The following is an 18,549-nucleotide window of genomic DNA, read 5'->3' on the forward strand; positions in this document are numbered from 1 at the left end:
TCGTGGTCGCGAACGGTATCGGGGGTTCAGGCTGCGGCAAGCACCGGAGCGTCGAGGGCTGCGAGGTGCCGCTGCATCTCCGCCTCATATTTCACCACATTGGCTTCCTTGATGGGGCCATAGCCCTTCACCATTTCCGGAAGCGCCGCGATGTCGGCGATCGCCTGCTGCGTGCCGGGGTTCAGGCGGGGCAGTTGCTGCTCCACGATGTTGCGATATTCCTCGATCAGGCGACGCTCCATCCGACGCTCGGCCGTCTTGCCGAAGATGTCGAACATCCCTCCGCGCAACCCTTTCATGCCCGCCATCAGCCGGAAGGCGGAAAAAATCCACGGGCCGAATTCGATCTTCTTCGGCTCTCCGCCCGGCTTTGCCGGCCGTGCCAGCACCGGCGGCGCCAGTTGCACCCGCAGCTTGTAGTCACCTTCAAAGCTCTGCGACAGGCGGTCGCGGAAGGCCGGCCCGCTGTAGAGCCGCGCCACCTCATACTCGTCCTTGTACGACATCAGCTTGGAGAGATAGCGCGCCACCGCCTGCGTCACCAGCAGGTTGCCGCCAAGACCGGCGGCTGTTTCGGCCGCCCGCACCTTTTCCACGAAATCGCTGTACTGCCGCGCATAGCTCGCATTCTGGTAATCCGTCAGATGCACGACGCGCCGCGCGATCAGACCTTCCAGATCCTGGGAAAGCGGTTCCTCGGTGGAATGGATACCGGTGCGGGCGATATATTGTTGCAGCAAGGCCGGATCATGGGCGGCAAGGCGTCCCCAGTTGAACACCTGCAGCGTCGATTTCACCTGCGATCCGTTCAGCTTGATCGCCTCCTCGATCGAGGAGATGGACAGCGGCACGAAGCCCTTCTGCACGGCATAGCCCAGCATGAACATGTTGGTGGTGATGCTGTCGCCCATCAGCTTGGTGGCGATGTGCGTGGCCGAAATGCCATCGACACGATCCTGCCCCACCACGCTGCGCAGCAACTCCAGCTGCGTGTCGACGCCGAAGCTGATCGCGTTGTTCGCCTGGAACTGCGCCGTCGGCACGACTTCGGTGTTGACGATGATTTCGGTTTCAGGCGCCACCATGTCCAGCGTGCCGGGGCTTGCCGTCACCACCATGTCGCAGCCGATGACCAGATCTGCGGACTGGTTCCACAGGCGCGGGGCGTGCAGATCTTCCGGCGAGGGCGCGATGCGGATGTGGCTCAGCACGCCGCCGCCCTTTTGCGCCATGCCGGTCATGTCCATCACGCTGGCGCCGCGATTGTCCAGATGCGCGGCCATGCCGGCGATCGCCGCCACCGTCAGCACGCCGGTGCCGCCGATGCCGGTCAGCAGGATGTTGTAGACGCGATCGTGCACGCGGGGCGCCGGTTCCGGGATGGCGGCGAACACGTCCTTCAGTTCCTCGTCGCGGAAGGCGGCGCCGAACTTGCGCGGCTCGCCGCCGATGACGCTGACGAACGACGGGCAGAAGCCGTCCTGGCACGAGAAATCCTTGTTGCAGCTCGACTGGTCGATCTTGCGCTTGCGGCCGAATTCGGTTTCGACCGGCTGCACGGAAACGCAGTTGGATTTCTTGCTGCAGTCTCCGCAGCCCTCGCATACATCCTCGTTGATGAAGACTCGCTTGGGCGGGTTGGGGAATTTCCCGCGCTTGCGGCGGCGACGCTTTTCCGCCGCGCAGGTCTGGTCGTAGATGATGGCCGACACGCCGGGCAGCTTCTGCATCTCGCGCTGCACCTCCTCCAGTTCGCGCCGGTGGCGGACGGTGGTGCCCTCGGGCCAGCGGATGTCGGCGGGGTATTTCTCGGGCTCGTCGGTCACCACGACGATGGGCTTCACGCCTTCCCAATAGACTTGGTTGGCCATTGCCTCCACCGTCAGCGTGCCGTCGATCGGCTGCCCGCCGGTCATGGCGACGGCGTCGTTGTAGAGCAGCTTGTAGGTCATCGTCGCGCCCGAGGCCACGGCTGCGCGGATGGCCAGCAGGCCGGAATGGAAATAGGTGCCGTCGCCGATGTTCTGGAACGCATGCTCCACATCGATGAAGGCGTGGAGGCCGGCCCACAACATGCCCTCCCCCCCCATCTGCGCCGCCCATTCGGTGGGTCGGTCGGGCATGAACATCGCCGAAAGCCCGTGGCAGCCGACGCCGGCGAAGGTGAGGCTGCCATCGACGGTGCGGGTGGAGCTGTTGTGCGGGCAGCCAGAGCAGAAGAAGGCCGTGCGCATCAGTCCGGTGGGCTTGATCGCATGCACCTTGGAACGCGATTCCCGGATGCGCGCGATCCGCGCCTTCAGCGGCTCGTCGGCGATGTCCAGCGCCTCGATGCGGGCGATCAGCACGTCGATGACCAGATGCACCGAGGTTTCCCCGAAATCGGGCACCAGCCGTTTGCCGGCTGTGTCCTGCTTGCCGGTGATCTCGGGCCGCTCGTCCGCGCGCATCGCGTACAGCAGGGAAACCAGCTGCTCTTCGACGAAGGCGCTTTTCTCCTCGATCACCAATATCTCGCGATGACGGCGGGCAAAGGCAGTCGCACCCTCAGGCTCCAGCGGGAAGGTCATGCCCGGCTTGTATAGGCGGATGCCCAAGGCACGCGCACGGCGCTCGTCTATGCCCAGTTCGTTCAACGCCTCACGCACATCGAGATAGGGTTTGCCGGCAGAAATGATGCCCAGTTCGCGGCGATCGGAATCGAAGATCACGCGATCGATACCGTTGGCGCGCACGAAGGCCTGCGCGGCGGGCAACTTGAATTCGACCATCCGCCGCTCGATCGGCAGCGGCATGATATCGCCTTTGATCTTGTTGAGACCGCCTGGCGGCATCTTGAAATCGGGCAGCACCGGCATCGAGCGCGACGGATCGATATCGACGGTAGATGTTCGCTCGATGGTATCGGTTACCGCCTTGAAGGCCGTATAGACGCCGGCATAGCGGGACATCGCCCAGCCCAACAGGCCGAAATCCAGATACTCCTGGGTGTTGGCCGGATAGAGGATCGGCATCAGCGCCGCCTTCCAGACCGGATCCGAAGATGTGGCCGTAACCGTGGACTTGCCGCCGGTATCGTCACCGCCGATGACCAGCACGCCGCCATTCCTGGCGCTGCCTTCCAGATTGGCCTGCCGCATCACCTCGAAGGCGCGATCGACCCCCAGATTCTTGGCGTACCAGATGGAAAATATGCCATCATAACTCGCCTGATTGTAATAATGCAGCCATTGCGTGCCCCGGATGGAGGTGAGCGCCAGTTCCTCGTTCACCCCCGGCTGGAAGCGGATGTGATTTTCCTTCAGCAACTCTGACGCCGCCCACAGGTTGCTGTCGTAGATTCCCAGAGGGGAGCCGCGATAGCCGGTTATGTAGCCGGCCGTGTTCAGCCCGGCAGCCAGATCGCGCTGCCGCTGCATCATGGGCAGGCGCACCAGCGCCTGGTTGGAGGAAATATAGATCCTCCCGTTGGATTGGGTATATTTGTCGTCGAGACGGACGGCGGTCTTGGTCATGGGATGATTTCCAGCAGGCGAGCGGCGTTGCCGCCCAGAATGGCTTGCCCTTCGGCCTCGGCGAGGCCAGCGGAAGCGACAAAGCCGGGAAGATCGGTCTGTCCGATTTCAGTGGGACCGTCGCTGCCGGCGACGATGCGGTCAGCACCCAGCCGGCGGGCGAGATAGCTCAGGTTTTCGCCCGAAAAGACGACGCTGTCGTACCAGAAGCGGCGGGCATAGCTGGTTGGCGGTTCTTTCAGCGCGCCCTGCATGACCGACGGGAATTTGCGCCACACCAGTTCCATGCGATCGATCACCGAGCCGATCATGCCGCCGCCATGGGCGAAGACGATATGCAAGCGGGGAAAACGGGCGAGGATGTCGGTCGCCATGAATCCGGCAAGCGCCATCGTTCCCTCGTAGGGAATGCCGATCACCGCACCCATCAGGCCTGGCCCCTCGATCCGCTCCAGCCCGGCGGGGCGGATGCCGTGGACGAACAGCGGCAGGCCCAGCCGTTCCGCCTCGCCGAACACAGGATGGAATTGCTCTGACGCGATGGATATGCCGTTGACGTGGCTGCCCAGAAAGATTCCGGCAAGGCCCAGATCGGCGAAACCGGCCATTTGCGCCATGGCCGCCTGTACATCCTGCATCGGCAATATGCCCATGGCCCTCAGCCGGCCGCCGGAACGCCGGGCCATGTCGGCTCCGGCACGGTTGATGCTGTCGGTCAGCATCGCCCCGGCTTGCGGCTCCAGCCAGTAGGACAGGAGTTCCGGCAGCGGAGACATGATCTGCACATCCACCCCGGTCGCGTTCAGAACCGCGACCCGGCGTTCTACATCCCAGTAGATCGCTTCGAAATCGCGGAACTTGCGATCCCCGGTGAACAGCGCACCTTCGGACCCGTCTGCCGACAGCCGCAGGGATGGCCATGCCGCCTCCTGCAACGCCGCCGGCCGTTCCGGAAAGGTCGAAGGCACGAAATGTGTGTGGAAATCGATAACCATGGCGCGCTCGGCTCACATCATCCACTGGGCGCCGTTGATCGAATGGATCTGCCCGTTCACCGCACCGGCTTCGTCACCGGCCAGAAATGCGACATAGGCGGCGACCTCGCGCATCTCGGTAAAGCGCTGCGCGGGGATTTCACGGCGGGCCACCTCGCGAGGGTGCACGCTCATTCTGTATTTCTGCAGCGTTTCCGGGTCGTCGCTCATCATCGCCTGCAGATCTTCAGTCAGCACGCCGCCGGGCGACACCACATTGAAGGTGACGCCCTCTTTAGCGAATTCGAAGGCCAGCCCGGTGACGAGTGCATGCACACCACCCTTGGCGGCATTATAGCCGGCATGGCTGTAGGTACCGGTGTGCACGGAATCCGCGCCAATGTTGATGACCCGGCCGAACTGCCGCGCGATCATGCCCGGCAGGAACGCGCGCGTGCACCAGATGGTCGTCCACAGATTGCGGTCGATCGTCTGCCGCAAGGTTTCGGGCGTATGCTCCAGAAACGGCCGGATCACGCCGCCGCCGGCATTGTTCACCAATATGTCGCAATGGCCATGCGCCTGCTGCACGGCCTGCAGCAGCGCCTGCGCCCCCTCTTCCAAGCTCAGGTCCGCGGCATGGAAGCTGGCTGCCGGCGCCCCGGCGGCGCGCAGTTCCGCGCAAAGCGCCTCAAGCCCGCCGCCATTGACATCGGAAATCGCAAGCGCGGCGCCCTCTGCCGCGAGGCGCGTGGCAATGGCCTTGCCAATGCCGCGCGCCGCGCCGGTGACGACGGCGACCCTGCCTGCAAGCCGGGCCATCGTCACCCCTGCACCAGCGGTGGAAACTTCGCCGCATGCACGGTTTCCGGCACCGCATCCCACAGGTCGAAATTGGCGGGGTCCGCCGACATTCGGCGCGGTTCGCGGGCCCCTTCCGCGGGGAACTGCTCCATTCCCAGCGTATATTCCCAGACGAAATAATCGGGATCATAGATATACAGGTGGATGCTGCCCGACGTCGGGTGGCGGCCGATGCCGAACTGGATCTGCACGTCATGGCGCTTGATCCGGTTAAACAGCTTCCCGATGTCGTCTATCTCCTGCACCATGAAGGCCAGGTGATGAAAAGTCGGTCGTGGTGCCGGAAACTGCAGCGGGGCAAAGCTGTGGTGGTTGGGGTTGGGCCATGCGCGCAGCAGAGACGCCTTCCAGCCTTCCAGATAATCGGAAACCCGGAAGCCCATATGCTCGACCATATAGTCGGTCACGGCCTTGCAGTCGGGCACGACCGCTCCATAATGTTTGCCGCCCTCGAACTTCGTCAGCTTGTTGGCCAGCGGGACGGAAGAATAGCTCATGCGGGCGTAATATTCCCACACGGTGTTCAGCTTCGGCTCGACGATGCGGAACGCTCGTTCCAGTCCCAGCATCGCCGCCTCATCCTGCGGGATCAGTTGTGGCGACAGGCCGATACGCTGGTAATGCGAAAGCGCGCGATCGAGATCTTCCTCGCTTTCCAGCTCCCAGCTCGAGCGCACGAAGCCCGGCTTGTCCGCCGGGATCAGCATCACGTCATGATGCCAAGGCGCGATGCGGAAAAAGCGGGCCCCGCCTTCCCCTTCGCCGGCGGAATCCATGCCGAACACGTCTGTCGCGAAAGCGGCCGATCGCTCTATTTCGCTGACATTCAGCGCCAGATAGCCAAGGCGGCGATAGCGAAAATCCACACCCATTTCGTTCCTCCCGATGGTGCGCCCCGTTACAGGATGATGGTAAGCCGCCCCTGATTGTAGAGACTGTTGAGATCGAGGATGCATCGCTTGTGGCGAATCCTGACGCCTTCGGCGGTCTGAACCAGCGTGAAAAACGCCTCGCCCATATAGACGGTGCTGGTATCCTCCTTGGTGCGATAGACAGCGAAATTGGCGCGCGCCTTCGTCTCCTCACCCTCATCGCCCGTTACCCGCACATTGGTGATGAGGTGACGAGTCTTGGATCGCGGATATTCCGCATGCGCCGTTTTCTTCGTCAGCCGGTTCGCCCTGCCGCGTATGCGCTCGATCCGGTCGGAAATCAGGAACAGCGTGTTGCGCGCATCGGCCTTGGTGGGATCGGCGCAGGCGGGCGAGGTCACCTCATATAGCGAATCCTCCGTATAGAGCGCCGCCCATGCCTCGGTTTGCCATTCGTCCAGCAACTCAGCTTCGTGATAAAGGAAATCCTCCACCTCGGAACGGTTCATCGCCATCTTTCCCGCCCCGCTCACTTGACTTCCAGCGTGTTGATGCGACGCATCACACTATCCCACATCGTCCAATAGGCCTGCATCTGGACCTCATCGTCGGGCGGCCCTTCCGCGTAGAGCGGATCGCCAGCCCTGCCGAAACCCTTGGATATTTCGCTCCACTCGATCGGCGTGTGGTCGGCGGCATCCTGGCAGATTTCCAGCATCTCGATATCGTCGGGCGAACCGAAGCCGGCCGGTCCCAGGAAGGACACGAAATTGTCCAGCCGCAGTGCCCTCAACTCCTCGCTCTCGTCGTCGGGGCCCATCGCCCAGGCGGTGACGCGGATTTTCTCGTGCGATTCCGGCTCGATCACCCGCACCGTCACCGAAAGAATGTCGTTGATGACGAGGTTGGGGAAGATCACCAGGTTCTTCTGGGTCTCGGCGATGTATTTCGCCCGCTCCTCGCCCAGCCGGCGGACGAGGCTGTCATAGCGCGCCTCGATCTCGGCCTTTGTGCCCATTCCCATCGAAGGCAGCCACTGCGCCACCGGCCGACCGGTGGGCACGAAGCTGTCGAGCACGGCATGGCCATTGCCCAGCGCGCGCGCGGCACCTGCCGTGTTGTAGCTGGCCAGCGTCTTGTCGATCAGCCCTTCACCCGGCGTGCCGGCAAGCTGGTCGCGCAGATAATCGAAGTAAGAGGCATGCACCGGAAAGAGATGATAGCCGTCGTAGCTGTTCTCACACAGCAGCTTGTAATTGGCGCGGATTGAATAGGTATGTTCGCCCGAAAGGATTATCTGCTTTCCCTCTGTATGGTCCATCAGCGCATCGATCTGGTCGCGTGCACCATCCAGATAATCATAAAGGCTGATGGCGTTGGGGTTGTAGTTCACGAACCAGAAGCCGCGATATTCTTCCAGCCTCTCCACCGGCCGAAGGTCCAGATGCCCGTCCTCGTTGATGCCTTCCGCATACCCCGTCTGGGCATTCTGCGAGACGAGCCCCCCCTCCGAACTGAACACCCAGCCATGATATGGGCAGGTGAAGTTGCGGGCATTCCCCGAACGCTCGCGGCAGACCTTGGCGGCGCGGTGCGTGCAGCTGTTGTAATGGGCACGCACCTCGCCCTTCTTGTCGCGGATAAAGATAAGGTCGCGCCCACCCACCCGACGGGAGTGGAAATCGCCCTTTTTCTGCAGCTCGGTATCGTGGCCCAGATAAAGCCAGCACTTGCCGAAGATCAGCTCCTTTTCCCGCTGGAACACCTCGGCGCTGCGATAGGCGTCGCGGTGAACACGAAAACTCCCTTTTGCGGGCTCCGCCTTTACCAGTTCCTCCTCTCGAACCGGATCGTGCAAGGCCATGACACTACTCCCTCTCCCGGTCGATTCTGACCAATTAGCCCGTACATGGTACGTATGCGAACGATTTTTGCAACCGCCTTTTGTTACCTTCCTGCATTTATTTCACCGATGCGACTATTTTCCCCCGGATATGGCCCGACATGCTGGCGCGCAGCGCGTCCGGGATCTGGTCGAAGGTGAAATGTTGCGCGATTTCCGGTCGCATCCGGCCTTCTCCGACCAGTGCGGCAATGCGCGCAAGCTGCTCTCCATTCGGGCGCACTCGCACCTTGTAGGCCCGGATTCCATCTTCTTCCGCGGCATTGGGGGCATCTGCCCCGCCCGCCACCCGAATTACGGAACCGCCGGAGCGCACCAGCGACCACAGCCCAGTTTCCTTCGAATTGCCCACCAGATCGAGCAGGATATCGATGTCCCGCCTTCTGCCGTCCGGCGCATCTACCCGAAAATCGACGACATCGTCAGCTCCGAGGCTTCGCACATAATCCGAATTGCCGAACGAGGCGGTGCCTGTGACACGGCCGCCCAGCGCCTTCACGATCTGCACCGCGGCCGTGCCCACGCCCCCGGCCGCGTTATGCACCAGCACATGAAGGCCGGCGATGTCGCGGCCATCCGCCACGAGCCCCTGCCAAGCCGTCAGCGCCACCAGCGGCAGGGAAGCCGCATCCACCAGATCGAGCGACGTCGGCACGATGGCACATGCGGATGCATCCACCACCAGCGCTTCGGCATATCCGCCGGTCAGGCCCGGATGCGCCATCACGCGATCGCCGACGGCGAAGGCGGCCACCCCCTCCCCCACTGCATCGACCACTCCGGCGACATCGCCACCCGGCACCAGCGGTAACGACGGCAGCACCGGCGCCTTGCCGCTCAGCAGCTTCCAGTCCACCGGATTGATGCCGATGCCGCGCACGCGCAGGCGCAACTGGCCAGGGCCGGGATCAGGCAGGGGTACCTCGTCGATGACAAGCTGGTCGGGGCCGCCAAAGCCATGAGCACGGATGATCCGCATGTTCAGCCTCGCTTCCGTATCGGTTTCCGGGAAGATCAGGGGTTCAGGAAGGTGTCGCGCTCGATCCCGCCATTATAGCCGGCGGCGGCCAGCGCATGGCGCAGCGATTCGCCTACTTCCCCGGCGCCGCGGCTGGCCGTGGCGCGCGGCCCGTGCTTCCAGCCGTCGCCCACCGTATAGCCATAGCCCCATACCTCGGCGAAGACGCGGCCGGTGATGTCGGCGGCCTCCGGGCTGGAAAGATAGGCGACCAAGGCGGCGATCCATTCCGGGTCGCGGCGTTCGAGCATTTCGCCCGAAACCTCGCGCAGCCCTTCCGTCATCCGCGTCTGGGCGCGGGGCGCGATGGCATTCACCGTCACGCCAATTCGGCCGAGTTCGCGTGCGGTGATGATCGAGAAGGATGCGACGCCGGCTTTCGCCGCACCATAATTGGCCTGGCCGATATTGCCGAATAGGCCCGAACCCGAACTGGTGTTGATGATCCGCGCGTCGCGCTGACGACCCGCCTTGCTTTCCAGCCTCCAGTAGTTGGCGGCGTGATGGCTAGGGGCGAAGGTGCCTTTCAGATGCACCTTGATGACGAGATCCCAGTCCTCCTCCGTCATATTCACCATCATCCGGTCGCGCAGGATGCCTGCGTTGTTCACCAGAATGTCCAGCCCGCCGAAACTGTCGACAGCCTGCTGCACCATCTGCCGGGCCTGCTCCCAGTCGGAGACGTCCGCGCCGTTCACCACCGCCTCGCCGCCGGCGGCGCGGATTTCCTCCACCACCTCCTGTGCTGGCGTCAGGTCCGCGCCGGCGCCGGCCGCGCTGCCACCCAAATCGTTCACCACGACCTTGGCGCCCTCCTGCGCCAGTTTCAGCGCATAGGCGCGCCCCACGCCGCGGCCCGCGCCTGTCACGATGGCGACACGGCCTTCACAAATTCCCATGAGCTTCTCCAACACTTCTCACAAAAAATAGGACGCATCCTAATTGTGATGTTGCAAACTATATGCACAAGGGCTTATTTGACTGCGCAGTGCCTGTCAACGGGGCCGAGCATGACGAACCGGAGATGGCGGGGTGACACCGGCACCGCAGGGGAGAGGAGCGATGGCGGAAGAGACGTTCGAGAAGATGGCGCTGACACCGATGGACGAATATCCGTTTCACGCCACGCCCTATCCGATGTCGTACGTTCCCAATTCCGACCCGGCTTGGGACGATGGCTATTATTTCCTCGCCTATGATGTCGAGAGCGGCGTTTCCGTGTGGACGGGCATGCGCGTCGCCCCCAACAGCAACATCATCGGCGGCTATGTGAACAGCAACATTCGCGGTGTGCAGCGCGCGCTGCGGCTCAGCCGGATCTGGCGCGACGATTTCGCAGTCGCCATAGGGCCGTTGCGCTACGAGTTCGTGGAACCGCTGAAGGCGATCCGGCTGGTCTGCGAAGCCAACGAATCGGGCCTCGCCTTCGATATCCTCTGGCAGGGCATCGCGCCCTGCCATCTGGCCATGCACCACCGCGCGGTGCGCGCCGGCCGCTTCACCACCGATCAGAGCCGCTATCACCAGACGGGCCGCTGCACCGGCTGGCTGGAAATCGCCGGCCAGCGATTCGAGCTGCCGGAGGAAAGCCCGTGGGGCGGATCGCGCGACCGGTCATGGGGCATCTATGAAAGCCGCCCGCCGCTGGGTGTCGCGCCGGGCTGGCTGCCGCCGGCCGAGGCAGCGGAAATCGCGCGGGCTCTGCGCTTTTCCTGCTTTGTGGAGGCAGAGGAGCTTTCCGCCTATTTCCATTTCCACGAAGGGCCGGATGGCCAGCGCATGGTGCTGAACGATGCCTTTGGCGTCCCGTTCGAAGGCTCCATCCATCATGGCTGGGACGAAAGGCTGGAGCTGAAGAGCTACGACCATCGGCTGAACTGGCGGCCCGGCACGAGATCCGTCACCGATGGCGTCGTCACGCTGCGCGATGCCGATGGCGGCACATGGACATTGGCGCTGGATTGCCCGCATCCGCCGCATGTGCTGGGCCAGATCGGCTATCATGTCGGCGCATGGCACGATGGCGGCACCATCCATACCTGGCACGGGCGCAGCCCGGCCATGGAGTGGGACGAATATGATTTCTCATCCCAGCCGTGCGAGCATCGCTTCCCCGGCAATGGCGAGACAAAGACCGTCTTTGGCGTAGAACATTTCGCCAACGTCACGCTGACGGCGCCGGATGGGCGGGTGCGCAGCGGCCGATCCCAGTTCGAGGTTTTCCTGAACGGCCGATACGCGCCTTATGGCTTTGGCGCGCAAGACAGCCATGGCGGCCTGACCGGCCGCGGCATCGCCTGATCCCAAGGAGTGATCCGTGCACACCTTATCACGACCTGTCTACAAGGAAGAGCATGAGATGTACCGCGACGCGGTCCGTCGCTTCATCGCCGCCGAAATCACCCCCTATCACCGCCAGTGGGAGGAGGATGGTGTCGTATCCCGCGAGGTCTGGCTGAAGGCCGGCGCGGCTGGCTTCCTGTGCTCCAACGCGCCGCACCAGTTCGGCGGTGCCGGCGCCGATTATACCTACAATGCCGTCTTCACCGAGGAATTGGGCTACGCCGGCGCCACGGGGCCGGGCTTCGCCGTCCATTCCGACATGGCGGCGAACTACATCCTGAACTTCGCGACCGACGAGCAGAAGCAGCGCTGGATTCCGGGCATGGTTTCCGGCGAGCGCATCGTCGCCCTGGGCCTCAGCGAACCAGGCGCCGGCAGCGATCTGAAGGCCATCAAGACGACCGCCGTGCGCGATGGCGAGGACTACATCATCAACGGCCAGAAGACCTATATCTCCAACGGCCAGCTTGCCGATATCGTCATCCTCGCCTGCAAGACCGACCCTGCCGCCGGCGCCCGCGGCATGACGTTCATCGTGGTGGAGACCGACCGCCCCGGCTTCGTGCGCGGCCGCAAGCTGGAGAAATTCGGCCTGTTGGCGCAGGACACGTCGGAGCTGTTCTTTTCCGATGTGCGCGTTCCGGTCGCCAACCGCATCGGCGCCGAGGGCCAGGGCATGGCCATCGCCGTGCACAATCTGGCCGAGGAACGGCTTTCCATCGCCGTGCATGCGATCGGCATGTGCAAGGGCATGCTGGATACGACCATCGCCTATACCAAGGAACGGATGATTTTCGGCAAGCCGGTCGCCGATTTCCAGAACACCCGCTTCAAGATCGCCGAAATGGCCGCCAGCACGCAGGCGATCCAGGTGTTCGTCGATCGCTGCGTGGAGTTGGCCGTGACACGCGATCTGGATATCGAGACCGCTGCAATGGCCAAGATGCTGGCGGGCGAACTGCAATGGCGGATCGCCGACGAGTGCCTGCAATTCTACGGCGGCGCCGGCTATATGATGGAATATCCCATCGCCCACGCCTTCATCGATTCCCGCATCCGCAAGATCGCCGGTGGGTCTTCCGAAGTGATGCGCGAGATCATCGCACGCAAGGTCTTCGCCTGAAAGGGGCTGGAACATGGAGATGGAACTCAACGAAGTTCAACGATCTGTCCGCGATGGCGTGGGGAAGATCGTCGACCAGTTCGATGATGAATATTGGTCTCGGCTGGATCAATCCGGCGAATTCCCGCATGCCTTTCACCGGGCGCTCGCCGATGCCGGATATCTGGGCATCACCATGCCCGAGGAACTGGGCGGTTCCGGCCTCGGCGTGACCGAGGCGGCTATCATGATGAACCGAATCTGCCAGGGCGCGGGCGGCTATTCGGCGGCATCCACCATCCATCTGAACCTGTTCGGTCCGCACGCCGTGGTCGTGTTCGGCACGCCCGAGCAGAAGGAACGGATGTTGAAGCCGCTGATCGCCGGCACCGACAAGGCCTGTTTCGGCGTGACGGAACCGGATGCCGGGCTGGATACTACCAGCATCAAGACCTTCGCAACCAAGGTGCCGGGCGGCTATCGCATCAGCGGCCGCAAGATCTGGACCTCATCCGGGCAGGTCGCCAACAAGATCGTGATCCTCGCCCGGACCACGCCCAAGGACCAGTGCCGCAAGCCCACGGACGGCATGAGCTTTTTCTACACCGATCTGGATCACAGCAAGATCGAGGTGCGCCGCATTCCCAAAATGGGCCGGAATGCCGTCGATTCCAACACCACCTTCATCGACGATTATTTCGTGCCCGACGAGGATCTGATCGGCGAGGAAGGCAAGGGCTTCCACTATGTGCTGCATTCGATCAACCCCGAACGAATCCTGGTTGCCGCGGAAGCCATCGGCAACGGACAGGGGGCGTTGAAGCGCATTGCCCGATATGCGCAGGATCGCCAGGTGTTCGGCCGCCCGATCGGCATGAACCAGGGCATCCAGCACCCGCTGGCGGAAAGCTGGATGGCGCTGGAATCGGCCTTCTGGATGGTGATGCGCGCCGGCTGGCTTTACGACGCCGGCAAGCCCTGCGGAGCGGAGGCGAACAGTGCCAAGTTCCTGGCCGCCCGCGCCGGTTTCGATGCCTGTACGCGAGCCGTGATGTTCCATGGCGGCATGGGCTATTCCCGCGAATATCAGGTCGAACGCCTGTTCCGCGAAAGCATCCTGCTGCGCATCGCGCCCATCAGCGAACAGATGATCCTGAATTTCATCGGCGAAAAGGTGCTCGGCCTGCCGAAAAGCTATTGAGGAACCAAGATGGACCTGCAGAAAGTCGTCGAGCGTCGGTTCCAGGATACCGAACAGGCTTATTCCGCGCGCGACACCATATTGTATGCGCTGGGCGTGGGTTTCGGCACGCAGCCGATGGACAGGCAACATATCGATTATCTGTTCGAAGAGAGGCTGAAGGCCTCGCCCACCCTCGCCAATGTCCTGGGGCACCCCGGCATGTGGGCGCGCGATTCCGAATATGGCATCGACTGGAAAAGATTGCTGCACGCAGAGCAGCGTCTGGAAATGCACCATGGGCTGGCGCCCGAAGGCCGCATCGTCGGCAGGCATTTCATCATGGGCGTGCGCGACATGGGCGAGCGCGGGGCGATGCTGCACCAGCGCAAGCATGTGCTGAATGCTGATAGTGGCGAGAAGATCGCCACCGTCACCAACACACTGATGCTGCGCAGCGACGGCGGCTGCGGCGACTGGGGCGATGTGCCGGAAGAACTGGCGAAGCTGCCAGAGAGAGCGCCCGACAGCGCGCTGGAAGTGGCTGTGCCGGAAATCCAGCCGCTGATCTACCGGCTTTCCGGCGATCTGAACCCGCTGCACATCGATCCGGATGTGGCGAAGGTCGCCGGCTTCCCCCGGCCGATCCTGCATGGCCTTTCGACCAAGGGCATGGCGGGATATGCGCTGCTGCGGCAGTTTTGCGATTTCGATCCCGCGCGGCTGCGCTCGATGGCGTTGCGCTTCAGCCGGCCGGTGCTTCCGGGTGATCTTATCCGCTTCGAATTCTGGGGCAGCGGGCCGGGGCTGGTGCGGTTCCGCGCGCTGGTGCCCAACCGTGACGATCTCATGGTGCTGGATCGTGGCACCGCCATGATCGGCTGAAGCGATGCCGGTGATGGTGATAGGCGCTTCCGGCGAGGTGGGCGAAGGTGTCGTCGCCGCGTTGCTCACCGCCGGTCGCGAGGTGGTCGCCGCCGCCCGCGACAAGGCCGGGCTGGAGTCGCTGGCCGGCCGGCTGGGCCACCCTTCCCGCTTGCGCCTGCTTGCGGGATCGGTGGCCGACGATGGCGCGGCGCAGCGGCTGGCCGTGGAAGCCGGCGCGGTTTCGCATGTCGTCGTCGCGGTGAACGGGCAGCGAAAGCCGCTGCGGCTGAAGGCGCTGGACACGCCGGCAATGGCCGCGCTGCTCGCGGCAGATCTGCTCAGCCACCATGCCGCCGTCCGCTGCTTCCTGCCGCGCCTGCCGCGGCATGGCTGTCTGGTCGGCATCGGCGGCGGATCGGCGGATTTCATCCTCGATGGCGGCGTGCCGATGTCGATGGCGCAGGCCGCGCTCAGGCAGATGTATCGCGGCTTCGCGCACGAGCGCGAAGGGGATGTGCCGGCCCTTCGGGAACTGATCGTGGCATCGGTCGTCGCCGGGCGCCGCCATGGGGAAGACGCCGATCCTGATTGGGTTACGGCAGGGGAGATCGGGGGGCTGGTTGCCGATATGCTGAAGGATCCCGCGAGATATCCCGGAACGATATGGCGCATCGCCCGCCGTGGCGCCGATGGCCGCCCGGTCGTCGCGCCTGAGGCCGCCGCCGCGGCCCGGACGCTGCCGCTGTGACGCCGGAGCTCGCCCGGCGCGGGCCGTGGATCGCGCTGGCCCTGCTGGCCGCGATGAACCTGATGAACTATTATGACCGGCTGCTGGTGGTCGTGGTGTCGCAGCCGCTGCGCGAGGAGTTCAGCCTGTCGGACACGCAATATGCGCTGCTGACAGGCCCTGTCTTCGTGCTGGTCTATGCCATCGCCAGCATATTGTTCGGCCGGATGGCGGACAGCCATGCCCGCCGGCCGCTGATCGCCTTCGTCGTCGCCCTGTGGAGCCTGATGACCGCGCTATGCGGCTTCGCGAAGAGCTTTGCCCTGCTGGCCATCGCCCGCGCGGGCGTGGGCGTGGGCGAAGGCGGCGCCAACCCGGCGGGCATGTCGCTGCTGAGCGACCATTTCCCGCCGCAGCAGCGGTCGCTGGCGCTGGCGCTGTTCCAGGTGGGGGGCAATATCGGCCTTCTGGCCAGCTTCATGGTGGCAAGCTGGATCGCCGCCACCTACGGCTGGCGCGCCGCTTTCTGGATCGCTGCCATTCCGGGGCTGATCCTGGCCGTGCTGATCTATCTCTTCATGCCGGATGCCCCGCGCGGCCAATATGACGGAGAGCAGCCCGAAGCCGCGCCGTTTTCACGTACCATCGCGCAGTTGTGGGAAAACCGCGCCTATCGCTGGCTGTGCATCGCGGCCTCGTTCGGGGTGTTCAGCAGCCTGGGCATGCTGATCTGGCTGCCGCAATTCTTCATCCGCCTGCATGGCATGGGCCAGCGCGAGGTGGGCTTTCTGTTCGGCCCGGCCGCCAGTTTCGGGCTGATCGCGGGCATGCTGATCGGCGGCTGGCTGGGCAACCGGCTGGCTAAGCGGGGGCTTTCGGTTCCGGTGTGGATCTGCATCATCGCCAATCTGCTGCTGGTTCCGGTTCTGCTGCTGGTGCTGTGGAGCCCTTCCACCACCGTCGCGCTGGCCGCCTGTTTCGCCGCCATGGGGCTGGCCGTGGTCTATGCGCCGGCGTTTCAGGCCACGATGCAGAGCGTGTGTCTGCCGCGTCAGCGAGGAATGGCGAGCGCCTTCTCCAACGTGCTGAATGCGCTGATCGGGCAGGGTTTGATTCCGCTGTTCGTCGGCATGCTCAGCGACCGGCTGACGCCGGCCCATGGGACGGAAAGCCTGCGGCTGGCGCTGACGGCCTCCGTGGGCTTCACCCTTCTGTCGGGCCTGCTGTTCCTGCTGGCGCTGGGCCACAGCCGCCGCCTGTTCGCATGGCGCGCGCAGGCGGCGTGAAGCGCCGAAATCAGGCCGCCAGCCGGCTTTCGTCGATCGCCAGCACCCGCTGCCAGGCGGGGCGCGCGGTGCAACGTGCCAGCCAGCCGGCGATCGCCGGGAAGGCCTTCATGTCGATGCGCGGCGCAATGCCGGCGATGGGGAAAGCCGCGTTGATGTCGCCTATGGTGAAATCCTCTCCGGCGACATAAGCGTTACCGGCCGCCAGATGCGTTTCCAGCGCACCCAGCGTTTCCTGCACACCCTGCAGGCAGGTGGCCACCAGCGTGGCATCGGGTGCCCCACCTGCTTCCCCGGCCCTGCGGATTTCGCGCACCATGACGGTGAAATGAAATTCCACCTCTGTGATCGCCCAACTCGTCCACTGGTCGATCCGGGCGCGCAGACGGGGGGCCTCCGGCAACAGCGGACCGGGCTTCAGAGCCGCCAGATAGGCATTGATCGCCACCGATTCGGTCAGCACGAAATCGCCATCCACCAGCACCGGCACCTTGCCCATCGGGTTCAGCGCCAGAAAGGCCGGCGCGCGCTTGTCGGGCACGGCGAGCTGACGATAGGGCAGCCGAAGTTCCTCCAGTGTCCAAAGGCACCGCGCGACCCGCGAGGGCCTGGTTCCGTATATCGTCAGCATTCTCTTCTCCCTGCTTGACGGCTACTTAACACGCTGGTTTAATATACGCCAGCGCATAAACTTGGGCGAAGGGGAAGCCGTGCGCGGCAACATATTCGATAGCTGGCGCGGGCGCTCGCCCTATTATGGTGAAACACATGAGGCACTGGCTGCCAGCGTGCGCACCTTCATCGCGCGCGAAGCGCTGCCCTTCGTCGACCGGTGGGAAGATGATGGCGTCGTGCCGCGCGAATTCCACCGCAAGGCTGGCGAGGCCGGTCTTCTGGGCCTCGGCTTCCCGGAGGAATTTGGCGGCACGTCCATTGGCATAGACAGTTTCCACAAGCTGGTTCTCGTGGATGAAACGGCGCGCAGCGGCTCGGGCGGCGTGCAATCCGGCCTGTTCACCCATGCCGTCAGCATGCCGCTGCTGATCGAGCATGGCGATCCCGCACTCGCGCGCGAAGTCGCGCCGCGGATTCTTTCCGGCGACAGGATCCTGGCGATCGCCGTGACCGAGCCTTCGGGCGGTTCGGATGTGGCGGCCCTGAAGACGCGGGCACGCCGGGAGGGCGACGACTTCATCGTCGACGGCTCCAAGACCTTCATCAGCAATGGCATGCGCGCCGATTACTTCGTCACCGCCGTCCGCACCGGTGGGGACGGCATGGGCGGGATATCGATGCTGCTGATCCCGGCGGAAAGCAGCGGCCTCACGCGCACGCCGTTGCGCAAGATGGGCTGGCATTCCGGCGATACCGCAACGCTGCATTTCGATGGCGTGCGCGTACCGGCCCGGCATCTGCTGGGAGAGGAGAACAAAGGTTTCCGGCCGATCCTGCGGAACTTCAACTGGGAGCGGCTACAGGCCGCGCAGCAATGCGCATCCTTCGCCCGCATCGCCCATGAGGAGGCGATCGAATGGGCGGGCCAGCGCATCACCTTCGGGCAGAAGCTGGGCTCTCACCCCGTCATCCGTTCGAAGCTCGCGGATATGCAGCGGCAGATCGATGCGACGCAGGCGTGGATCGACCTCTGCGCCTGGCAATATGACCATACGCTCGAAACGGCGGCGGATCTGGCGCTGCTGAAGGTGCAGGCGACCCGCATGTTCGAACAGGTGCTGCGGGAAGCGGCGCAGGTCCTGGGCGGCGCCAGCTTCGTGCGGGGTACACTTACCGAGCGCATCTATCGCGAAGTCCGCGTCGTCGCCATCGGCGGCGGATCGGAAGAGATACTGCTCGATCTGGCGGGCCGGCAGCTCGGCTTCGGCACTTGAAAAAAGGGA

The 18,549-nt window shown here is 63.9% G+C and carries 16 protein-coding genes; 7 read left to right on the forward strand and 9 right to left on the reverse strand.

Features of this window, described 5'->3' with window-relative positions:
* Positions 1-26: 26 nt before the first annotated feature.
* From L6Q21_RS07910 to L6Q21_RS07945, 8 genes are all read right to left on the reverse strand, one after another.
* Positions 27-3,515, reverse strand: a complete 3,489-nt coding sequence (locus tag L6Q21_RS07910; protein WP_237830199.1) for an indolepyruvate ferredoxin oxidoreductase family protein — start codon at positions 3,513-3,515, stop codon at positions 27-29.
* A complete protein-coding gene (locus tag L6Q21_RS07915; protein WP_255696804.1) occupies positions 3,512-4,510 on the reverse strand; it encodes an amidohydrolase family protein in 999 nt (332 codons plus the stop codon). Before L6Q21_RS07915 ends, L6Q21_RS07910 begins: the two co-directional genes overlap by 4 nt.
* A 12-nt stretch (positions 4,511-4,522) precedes the next feature.
* Positions 4,523-5,311 carry an SDR family NAD(P)-dependent oxidoreductase gene (locus L6Q21_RS07920; protein WP_237830201.1) on the reverse strand — a complete coding sequence of 263 codons (789 nt, stop codon included), beginning with the start codon at positions 5,309-5,311 and terminating at the stop codon, positions 4,523-4,525.
* A 2-nt stretch (positions 5,312-5,313) separates the two neighbouring features.
* A complete protein-coding gene (locus L6Q21_RS07925) occupies positions 5,314-6,225 on the reverse strand; it encodes a VOC family protein (protein ID WP_237830202.1) in 912 nt (303 codons plus the stop codon).
* 26 nt (positions 6,226-6,251) lie between these two features.
* Positions 6,252-6,734: an aromatic-ring-hydroxylating dioxygenase subunit beta gene (locus L6Q21_RS07930; protein ID WP_237830203.1), complete on the reverse strand. Its 483-nt coding sequence runs from the start codon at positions 6,732-6,734 to the stop codon at positions 6,252-6,254.
* Between the two features lie 20 nt (positions 6,735-6,754).
* Complete coding sequence (locus tag L6Q21_RS07935; protein WP_237830204.1) at positions 6,755-8,089, reverse strand: aromatic ring-hydroxylating oxygenase subunit alpha; 1,335 nt, start codon at positions 8,087-8,089, stop codon at positions 6,755-6,757.
* A 97-nt stretch (positions 8,090-8,186) separates the two neighbouring features.
* Positions 8,187-9,107 (reverse strand): NADP-dependent oxidoreductase, encoded by a 921-nt coding sequence (locus L6Q21_RS07940; RefSeq protein ID WP_237830205.1) that lies wholly within the window; start codon positions 9,105-9,107, stop codon positions 8,187-8,189.
* 35 nt (positions 9,108-9,142) lie between these two features.
* On the reverse strand, positions 9,143-10,045 hold the full coding sequence (locus L6Q21_RS07945) for an SDR family oxidoreductase (RefSeq protein WP_237830206.1): 903 nt from the start codon (positions 10,043-10,045) through the stop codon (positions 9,143-9,145).
* A 163-nt stretch (positions 10,046-10,208) separates the two neighbouring features.
* Here L6Q21_RS07945 and L6Q21_RS07950 point away from each other — a divergent pair, with 163 nt between their 5' ends.
* Genes L6Q21_RS07950 through L6Q21_RS07975 form a run of 6 tightly spaced genes read left to right on the forward strand, consistent with a single transcriptional unit; the run spans position 10,209 to position 16,651 of the window.
* Positions 10,209-11,447 (forward strand): Rv3169 family protein, encoded by a 1,239-nt coding sequence (locus L6Q21_RS07950; protein WP_237830207.1) that lies wholly within the window; start codon positions 10,209-10,211, stop codon positions 11,445-11,447.
* Between the two features lie 16 nt (positions 11,448-11,463).
* On the forward strand, positions 11,464-12,612 hold the full coding sequence (locus L6Q21_RS07955) for an acyl-CoA dehydrogenase family protein (RefSeq protein WP_237830208.1): 1,149 nt from the start codon (positions 11,464-11,466) through the stop codon (positions 12,610-12,612).
* Positions 12,613-12,625: 13 nt separating this feature from the next.
* A complete protein-coding gene (locus L6Q21_RS07960; RefSeq protein ID WP_237830209.1) occupies positions 12,626-13,792 on the forward strand; it encodes an acyl-CoA dehydrogenase family protein in 1,167 nt (388 codons plus the stop codon).
* Between the two features lie 9 nt (positions 13,793-13,801).
* The gene (locus L6Q21_RS07965) at positions 13,802-14,656 is read left to right on the forward strand and encodes a MaoC family dehydratase (RefSeq protein WP_237830210.1); all 855 of its coding nucleotides are present in this window, start codon (positions 13,802-13,804) and stop codon (positions 14,654-14,656) included.
* Between the two features lie 13 nt (positions 14,657-14,669).
* A complete protein-coding gene (locus L6Q21_RS07970; RefSeq protein WP_237830211.1) occupies positions 14,670-15,386 on the forward strand; it encodes an SDR family oxidoreductase in 717 nt (238 codons plus the stop codon).
* Positions 15,383-16,651, forward strand: coding sequence for a spinster family MFS transporter (locus L6Q21_RS07975; protein ID WP_237830212.1), 1,269 nt, complete (start codon positions 15,383-15,385; stop codon positions 16,649-16,651). The genes L6Q21_RS07970 and L6Q21_RS07975 overlap by 4 nt, the downstream gene beginning before the upstream one ends.
* Before the next feature lie 10 nt (positions 16,652-16,661).
* Here the strand turns inward: L6Q21_RS07975 and L6Q21_RS07980 are convergent, their stop codons facing one another.
* A complete protein-coding gene (locus L6Q21_RS07980) occupies positions 16,662-17,282 on the reverse strand; it encodes a glutathione S-transferase family protein (RefSeq protein WP_237830213.1) in 621 nt (206 codons plus the stop codon).
* Positions 17,283-17,361: 79 nt separating this feature from the next.
* On the opposite strand from L6Q21_RS07980, the gene L6Q21_RS07985 reads away from it, so the two are divergent.
* A complete protein-coding gene (locus L6Q21_RS07985; protein WP_237830214.1) occupies positions 17,362-18,540 on the forward strand; it encodes an acyl-CoA dehydrogenase family protein in 1,179 nt (392 codons plus the stop codon).
* Positions 18,541-18,549 lie beyond the last annotated feature (9 nt).

The organism is Sandaracinobacteroides sayramensis (genome assembly GCF_022014495.1).
GTDB lineage: Bacteria > Pseudomonadota > Alphaproteobacteria > Sphingomonadales > Sphingomonadaceae > Sandaracinobacteroides > Sandaracinobacteroides sayramense.